The 9,408-nt window shown below is 52.0% G+C and carries 3 protein-coding genes; 2 read left to right on the top strand and 1 reads right to left on the bottom strand.

The genetic code is table 11. From position 1 onward, the window contains the following. Positions 1–1,043: 1,043 nt before the first annotated feature. Positions 1,044–1,865, top strand: coding sequence for a transposase (locus tag MXE39_RS08210; RefSeq protein ID WP_246978009.1), 822 nt, complete (start codon positions 1,044–1,046; stop codon positions 1,863–1,865). A gap of 229 nt (positions 1,866–2,094) precedes the next feature. On the opposite strand, the gene metK is transcribed toward MXE39_RS08210, so the two are convergent. Beyond that, a complete protein-coding gene (gene metK / locus MXE39_RS08205; protein ID WP_246978010.1) occupies positions 2,095–3,243 on the bottom strand; it encodes a methionine adenosyltransferase in 1,149 nt (382 codons plus the stop codon). A 5,155-nt stretch (positions 3,244–8,398) separates the two neighbouring features. On the opposite strand from metK, the gene MXE39_RS08200 reads away from it, so the two are divergent. Next, positions 8,399–9,319 (top strand): NAD(P)-dependent oxidoreductase, encoded by a 921-nt coding sequence (locus MXE39_RS08200; protein ID WP_246978011.1) that lies wholly within the window; start codon positions 8,399–8,401, stop codon positions 9,317–9,319. Positions 9,320–9,408: the final 89 nt, after the last annotated feature.

The following is a 9,408-nucleotide window of genomic DNA, read 5'->3' as shown; positions in this document are numbered from 1 at the left end:
GACAGCTCAATAAAAAGGCTCGTTGTGCGTCTGGCTGACGATGCTCAGCTGCTAAATGCAGTAGGCATAATTGCTGCCGCTTTAGAGCTTAGAAAAGCCGCTTAGCACGTATCATGCGTATGCCCTGGCTGGCCTGCAGGACGGCTGTGCGGCTGGCGGCGGGCTGCCTGACAGTTTGCTGGGGCCAGTATCTGAGCAAAGTACTGGTACGGCCCGCTGGCAAGTGCCGCTTGACTGTTCCTCTTATATGGCAGGTACCGTGGCCGGGCACGTTGCCGGGGCGGGAGTTTGTGGCCAACAGGATCGGGCGGGCGTGCCTTGCTGTGCTCTGGTTATGGGGAAGGGCAGCAAAGAGCGATCTTACTGCGCAAGATTTGGCTGTTTTGGGCTTAATCATGGGCTTTGTGAGGCTGTCAGCTGGTACGGAGGGCACGTCCGGCCTGGACGTGCCCCCTGAAGAAAAAGCACAAAAACATGAATGTTGATATGGTCCATATCAGCCCCGTAATATACAATTAATCGGCCTGTACAATACTTTCAGCACCATGGCTCCATGGCTCGATCAGAGCATTATTCTCTGGCCGTGCCGGTGCCGGTGCCGGTGCCCGCAGGACTGCCAGGTCCACACCGCAAATCCATCACACACTGCGGTAAGGCAGTTCCTGCAGCCTTTATCACACACAGCTGTATCAGGCTACTGGTTAATGCACGCGCTGCCCTGGCGTTACGGTCCGGGCTGTATCATATCTGCGTCTTGAGTCAGGGCCGCAATGGGCAGTTATTGGCTGTATCTGCAGCCTCAGAGCCCCTTGCTTACCTCATGGTCAGTGCCGGGGCGGGCGCCGGTGCAGCCGCAGGTGCGGCCGGACGCAGCACCTGGCGCTGCCATAGCGGCTGCCCGTGCAGCAGCGCAGGTGGCGCGTGCTTGAGCAGGCGGGGCTTGGATGTGGCATTGCACTGGTGGACCATAAGGCGCGGGCGCATTTGATGTGGCGGCCAGGCCGCATATTCGGTTTAGCAGTAATAATCCTGGAGGAGTAATTATGTGTACTCTATCTATTCAGGACGCCAAGCGCGTTGCTTTTGAATGTATTAGAAATTACGAAGAGAATTCGTCTGTCTATTACCTGGATATTGTCAAACAGGCACTGTCTCACTTTTACTCATCGCTGCTCAATGCCGAGTTCCTTGCTCACCTGGGCTATGAAAAATCAGCCTCAGCCACCAAGGAATCACCTAACCGCCGCAATGGCTTTATTCACAAGAAGGTGCGCTCATCCTTTGGCCCTCTTGATGTCATGGTGCCACGTGATCGTGACGGCTCTTTTTCCCCCATTGCCGTACGCAAGCACTCCCGTGCCGTAACCAGTACCGAAAGCAAGGTACTGTCCATGTATGCTCAGGGCATGAATGAGTCTGACGTGCAGATCTGTATTCAGAAAATCTATGGCTATGAGCTGCCCGAAAGCAGCGTCAACACCATTTATGAGCGTGTTCTCTCTGACATCAGAGACACAGGAGCCGGGAATCTCAAAGAGCAGTATGCCTTTGCCTGCATGAGCCGCATTGATTTTAAATTACGTCGTGCCGCCCCTCAGGAAAACGACATGTCTCTGTACATAGTCCAGGGCGTAGACGGCAAGGGCAACCGTGAAATACTCAACTGCTTTTTAAGCCCTCCTAACCGTCGCAAGACACCGGTTGAGCTGCTGCGCAATCTGGAGCTACGCGGGGTGCGCAATATTGCCGTCCTGATGTGCCTTGGTATGAATATGGACGAGGCTGAAGCAGAAGAGGTATTCCCATACTCAAGCCTCTACTGCCCAGCCCACAGCCCGCGTTTTAACGCCGGTACCGTACGCTGACCCCGCCTGTCAGGCAGCAGCTGCCTGGCTACAGGTTCAGATGTGGCGGCCAGAAAGCACAAAGGCAGAACCTCCCTTAACAGGAAAGTTCTGCCTTTGTTATTTGTACCGGCAGAGCAGTCTCTGCCGGACATGCAGCCACTGCCCAGGAGCAGTGACTGCAGGAGGGACAGGCCTTAGGGGGCCTGCTGCCATAAGGAAGCAGGTCAGGCCGGGACTTGACAGCAGCTTAGCTTAAAGCGGCGATCAGGCTCTCAACCTTGTCGGTCTTTTCCCATGGGAAGTTGTCGCGGCCGAAGTGACCGTAAGCGGCAGTTTCCTTGTAGATAGGACGCTCGAGGTCGAGCATGTTGATAAGGCCGTATGGACGCAGATCGAATACCTCGTTGACGATATTGGCGATCTTCTCATCAGCTACGGTGCCGGTGCCGAAGGTGTTTACGGAGATGGAAACAGGACGGGCTACACCAATGGCGTAGGAAACCTGAATCTCACACTGGCTGGCCAGTTTGGCTGCAACGATGTTCTTGGCTACATAACGGGCAGCATAGGCAGCAGAGCGGTCAACCTTGGAAGGATCCTTACCGGAGAAAGCACCACCGCCGTGACGGGCAGCACCACCGTAGGTGTCTACGATGATCTTGCGGCCGGTCAGACCACAGTCACCAACCGGGCCACCGATTACGAAACGGCCGGTAGGGTTGATGAAGTACTTGGTCTCCCCGGTCAGGTACTTGACCGGGATTACCTTCTTGATGATTTCTTCCTGAACACCCTCAACTACAGTGGTCAGAGACACATCAGGGGAGTGCTGAGTGGACAGAACAACGGTATCAACGTGGGAGATGGAACCGTCATCATTGTAGGCAAAGGTAACCTGGCTCTTAGCATCAGGACGCAGCCATGGCATGACGCCCATGCGGCGTACTTCAGCCTGACGCTTAACGAGCAGGTGAGCATAGGTTATGGCAGCTGGCATGCATACGGCGGTCTCGTTGCAGGCATAACCGAACATCAGACCCTGGTCACCGGCACCCTGATCCTCAGGATTCTGGCGATCAACACCCTGGTTGATGTCTGGAGACTGCTTGCCCAGAGCGTTTAAGAAAGCGCAGTAGTTGCCGTCAAAACCTACTTCAGTAGAGTTGTAACCGATATCGCACACGGTCTTGCGTACTATAGCCTCAAGGTCCACATTGGCCTTGGTGGTAACTTCACCTGCAATGACTACCATACCGGTCTTAACCAGAGTTTCGCAGGCAACACGGGCCTTGCTGTCCTGAGCGAGAATGGCGTCGAGAATTGCGTCAGAAACCTGATCCGCAACCTTGTCTGGATGTCCTTCAGATACGGATTCAGATGTAAAGAGACGTGACATGTATTTCCCTCCTAAACAATGTCAGAAACTGGATAAGGTACGGATCGGAAAAAATAACAATAAGAAAACAAAGACAGATGATCCGTTACCGCGATGGCACCGTCCGGCTTCAGTTCAGTCTCATCCGGCAATCCCGAGGCAGGCCAGGAAAGACGGTGACAATACCACAGCATTTATCAGCAACTGCCATGAGCACATGAACCACTGCCTGTAAACACAGATGAATAGCAACTCAAGTGTGCAAGGTGTTTTATGCGCAGCTGCCGCAGTCACTTCATAAAAGAATATGAATACGCAGCAGGACACAGATAAATGCTGATCATCCTTGGGCATGAGTGGTACCGGCTTAAGCGCCATGAACCAGATGCGCCTGACACCATGGCTTAAGCCCGGGCACATTATAAAGTGCCGGACAATGTACCTTTGGTGTCGCGGATGAGCATGACTGAAAGCTGAAAACACAGCCAGGGCCACCAGGATAGAAAAAGCAGGTGTAAAAGCACGCTCTGTTCTTAACAGAACAGCTGCGCCAGATATGTATTCAGCCGCAGGCACAATATAAAAGTGCCTGAGCTGATACATATCGAGCCTGAGCCGGCACACTGGCCATTGTCAGGTCTTTTCTACAAGCCGTGATTTCCCCCAGCGCCGTATCACGACAGCCGGTATAACCCTTACCTGAAGCCTTGACCTGAGGGCAGCATCAACACCAGGCACCAGCCAGGGATAATGACATGCTCAGAGGTTGATATAAGCGGCTCAGATAGCAGAGCGCGAGGCTGCTTATGTACTGCCAGGTAAACGTTACTGATAAGACCTGACAGATACAGAGCAGGTGTTATCTGGGCAGCCAGGTCAAAAAAGCTGCCTGGTCGCCAGGTACTGCCGGGAATGTTCTGTGTCCGTGCAGGCCTTTATCCGGCTCTGCCGCCGGGGCGGTCGCATCCTCACAAAAACTGAAGTACTGAGCATTGCTCAGCTGACAGGAATATGAGGGCAGGAAATCTTTCTAAAAGGTGATAAAAATCAAACCCGATCTCAATCTAGCAATAGGCGCGCCAGAATTAAAAACGGTATTTGATATATGTTAAGACCTGTGATCCCGGGAGTTTATGCCGGTAGCTGAAAGTACCGGACATGATGGCGTCAAAGCCAATAAATATCGGCATGGAGCGATAAATAAGTGGGGCTGGGCCCCGGGGAATCCCTTGGGGAAACCCCACGTTTTTCGTCTGTTATGGTACTGATAAACTCCCTGAGCAGATGTCAAAAAACCTGCATTGGCGGGATCACAAAAGTGCCATATTATAGCCCGACACCAGGCAATAGCATCACAGCCAGACGAAAAAAGCATTCATTAACTCACCATCTGGAGGCACAATATTCCCGCCGTTACACACCCTGGGAATAATCCGGAAAATCCCATATAATATCCATATAAACAGCTCAGATATGGCTTTTCCCCGCTCTCCATTCCAGCACAAAAAATCATCTCATCCTCACTGCTCAGAAGCGGAAAGCAGCATCAGCACAGATGCAGCTGAAAAATATAAGCAACAGCAAACTACCATGCGTCGCTATGAGTTCAGCTCACGCCCCCACAAACTCTCATTACAGTCCGTACACACTATACAAAGCCACAACTGCAGTATCTGTACTCACACAAAAAGTCGACAGCAGCCCACAGCCTCAGCACCTCAGCATTACCATGGCACCAGGCCCGCCCAGTTACGAGGGCCTGAACTAAGTCCAAACGCCATGGCATCGTGCTCCTCCTGATTTCCATGGCACCAGGCCCGCCCAGTTACGAGGGCCTGAACTCAGTCCAAACGCCATGGCATCGTGCTCCTCCTGATTACCATGGCACCAGGCCCCGCCCAGTTACCAGGGGCACAGTGCTCCTCTCCGCTTTCATGGCGGTCTGCTGGAGCGGCAGTGGTCAGATACCGCATAGTGAGTATTTCAGAACTTAAGTAACAGTACGGCCACCTGCATCTGATGGCGCATCTCTTATGCAGTATGGAAAGCAGGCCTGCCCACCAGGCATTCACCATGGGTAAGGACCTGCGGTGATATGAAAACCATGGCCGATCTGAAAACTGCAGGCAGGCAGCGGGCAGCTGACCGGCAATGGCACAGTCTGACATTACAGGCATATGACTAAAAGCGTTCCCGGCCAGTTCCTCGTTACAGCAGGGCGTGGGTGGACTGGTGGCCTTTGCGAGGTATTGCCAGGTATAAGTATGACCAGGACAGCTTTCATCGGCATCAGCAAAATGCCCTGCAGCCATGACCAGGAACACGGGCTGAGTTCTGACAATAATGGCGGGGGGATATGTGCGGCAGGCACAGGGAGAGAACTGACTCTGGTGCCTTCTGCAGACGAAGAACGAGCATTGCCAGCCAGTCTGCCTGTAAGTGACTGGCGCCATGAGTACTGCCGGTACGAGCAGGAATGAAAAGACTGGCTGCACAGGCTGGATGAACAGCAAGGTTAGCTCAGCTCGTGACTGGCAGGTCGCCATATCAGGAGGTACTGACCTTGGTAATACTAAGACAGGCACTCTGGCAGCAGGAAGAGTCTGGCAGCAGGCGGCGCGGCTGTTGACAGTGAAAGCCTGCAGCAGGCAGCAGCGGCAGGCAGCAGGCTGCCAGCAATATGAGTCATGGGTCAGGCAACATAAGTCGTGGTGCAGTCAACGTAAGTCAGGGAGCAGTCAAAGTAAGCGGTAAACATTAAGCATGGCGGGGCAGTTTTCTTAGCCAGTGAAATAATAGTTTTGTCCGAAGCTTATGGGCGGACTTACTTATTAGCCGGCTTACTGATGGCCGGGTAATCACTAATGCCATATGACGAGACTGGGAAAATGATGGAGTGGCTCAGAATTGCTGAATAACTTGTCAGACTGCAGTCACCATGGGGCTGGCAATGATGTGATGTGAGGTGACTGGCACAGAGGCTTTTCGGATAAGGAGGAGCACTGGTGCTGCTCCATGGATCGGGGGAGTCAATTATGGTGACACTCAAGTGGTAAGATAGGTTGTCAGCAGATTAGGCCAGCGGCAAACACACCGCTTTGGCAGGCCTTGCTCAAGCCCTGGACTTGATACTGCATTTTCATTGAGAATATTCTTGCCAGGGCATGGATATCCACATCAGATATGGCTATGATCTGTTAGTTAATTATGTAGTGACCGAACAGAGCGTATTTCGGTAACCTGTGCTCAAATCAGCAAACAGCAAAAGTCCGCAGAGCAATATGCCTGATAGAGCATTACCTTAAAGCTCAACAGTATTAAATCTGATGATTTATCAAAGTGCACATTGATGACGGCTGACTGCCGACCTTGCGGCCAATGCAGGTACGGTATTTACAGCTGTTATCCTGGTTAATCTGAGTATGTCCTGCTGTCCTGTATGGTATCCCACCAGGCCATATTTGTATGGCCCCAGAAGTCTGCCCAGAGGTCTGCACTGTAACAGTTTGAGGCAGTACACTAAGCTCTTTCAAAACAGACAGCACGACCCCTCTGTAAGAGCCATGCACTCCGACCGCCACCTGAGTCCCGGCCGGAAAGGTCTTAAGACCTTACTATACATTTCATACTCATTTACATTGACACTGAGCATTATAAGGCCCGGAATCAAAACATGACATCACAGCTGTCCTGACCAGAGTTCAGTCAGCCCAATAGAGAGTAAGAGTAAGAACAATAATTTACCTGCACCTGATGGGCGATGGGATATTTCAGGTCTTATGCAGCCCTGCTGCTGTAAGTAACAGAAATCAACAGCACATCAGGAACTCTCCGGGCAAGAAAAACAGCTCCTGGTCAATGCCCGCAAGGCCATGCTGTGAAATCCAGTGCGGTGACAGCCATTGCAACGACAGATGGTCCAGCGACAGCTATTGCAGCGACAATGTGTGCCGCTACAGCCTTTGCAACGACAGACGGTGCCACGACCAATGCTGCAGCTCTGGCCGCGCAGGTCGTGCTCGAAGTGCTGCGACATGCAGCCTCTGTAAAATCCATACAGCTCTGCCAGATAAAGGCATAAATCACCACATAAGCGCAAAGAAAGCATAATGCCGAGCTGTAATGATTTAACCGCAGGACCATAACAGCCATATTTAATTTCATTAATAATCGCCCGGGTCAGGCCAGGCAGCTTAGGAATCAGCAGTATTACATTATCCTGAGCCCGCATGCGTCCTTAATACTTGAGAAAGTAACCTTCAAAGATCGATTGGGTGGTTGACTTACTGGACACTGGCCACTGGGCACTTTGCAGCGGCTGATGTTAAGCCAGGCAGGCACAGGATGAACATGTAAGGACATCTTAGTGGTAATAATGCATGACAGCAGGATGCAAGGTTGCAGGGCCATAATCTGCCTGGTATTGCAATCTGCCCGGCATTGCCAGGTCGAAATCACAATGAAAATTAAGTGCGAATAAAAGCAACAGAAATCGAAAAAGCTACCGATATAAAACAGGACTAAGATACAACATATATACCTTTGCTCATATGAAAGCCCGGCCCTGCAGTGATGCATGGTACCTGACATATACCTGCAGGTACCGGACACAAGGTGGCTTGCTCAGCATAAAAAACAGATCTGACCGTGCTGATAAGCAAGGCGCAGCCAGCCAGGCTGCAGATACTGGAGCTGAAACAGGCGGCCCATGTCATTAAGGCATCAGTGAGTTGGGCAATTTGTCCTGTTGAGATTTACCTTGGCTGCAATGCGCTGGTATTGCATTGCATTTTAGGGATGTTCAGAGCAAAGAGAAGATAAGGTTCTGTTGATACCCCAGCGGCCCTGATAGCTGAGAGCAGCAATCTCGGCCGCATATTATGGAACAGTTATTTTTCAATTTTATATTTTCCCTTTGTCCCTGAGAGGCAGCATCGACTGCAGTACATTCTGCCTTACTGGTTGCCGGACAGACGGCAGGGCAGGCAGATGCTCTTTGGTATCCGCATGCTTCAGGGCGGGCTGCCGTGACTGCAGCTGTACTGCCCAGTGCTGGCTGCTCTGGCCGTATGGCCTGCAGGGGCTGTAAAGGGATGACATTATCAGATTTATTATGGCCTGAGCCGGCTTAGCAGCTGAGCGGGCCCGCATCATTGTTATTGAGGTTCTTATTTATATGGACATTAAGAAAATCGGCTTTATCGGCTGCGGCACCATGGGCTGCGCCATGGCTGGCCATCTTATGAAGGCAGGTTACGAGCTCAATGTATATACCCGTACAAAGGGAAAGGCTCAGGAGCTGATCAACAATGGTGCTCACTGGTGCGATACTCCTTTTGAGTGTGCCCAGGACTGCGATGTGGTTATCTCCATCGTGGGCTACCCTGATGATGTTCGTCATGTCTGGCTCTCTCCTATCAACGGCGCAATCAAGGGCATGAAGAAGGGGGCTATTGGTGTGGATATGACCACCTCTATGCCTGATCTTGCTGTTGAGATTCACAACAAGGCAAAGGAACGCGGCATCCGTATGGCTGACTGCCCTGTAACCGGCGGTGACATCGGTGCCCGTAATGCCACTCTTACCATGCTTTTTGGTGGCGACCGTGATGTCTTTGACGACCTTGCTCCTGTATTAAAGGTACTGGGTCCTCGTGCCGAGTACTTTGGTCCAGCCGGTAACGGTCAGCTGACCAAGGCCTGTAACCAGATTGCTGTAGCAACCACCATGTTCTCCACCTGTGAGTCCATTGTCTTTGCACAGCGCATGGGCCTTGATGCAGCTCAGGTTATCGATACCATTTCCCAGGGCGCAGCCGGTTCTTTCTCCTTAAAGAGCTACGGACCACGTATCTTAAAGGGCGACTTCAATCCTGGCTTTAAGATCAATCACTTTATCAAGGACCTGGATATTGCTCTGCGTGTCTGCAGCCAGAAGGGTATCAGCCTGCCAGGTGTTGATCTGGCCCGCAAGTCCTTTGGCATGTTAAAGGAAATCGGTAAGGGCGAACTGGGCACCCAGGCACTCTACCTGTTCTATTCCTCTGTCATGCTGCCACACGACTCCGATGACAGCTCCAACAACGATCTCAAGTAATCTCACCAGGCAGGCTCCCGCACTCCCATCCGGCTGCCAATAAGCCTGACTGGCTTTCAGGCCGGAAGAGCGCAGGCAGTAAGACCAGC

This window comes from Anaerobiospirillum sp. NML120511 (assembly GCF_023050955.1).
Lineage (GTDB): Bacteria > Pseudomonadota > Gammaproteobacteria > Enterobacterales > Succinivibrionaceae > Anaerobiospirillum.
Note: the sequence above shows the minus strand (reverse complement) of the source record. Positions and strands in the feature narration are given on the sequence as shown.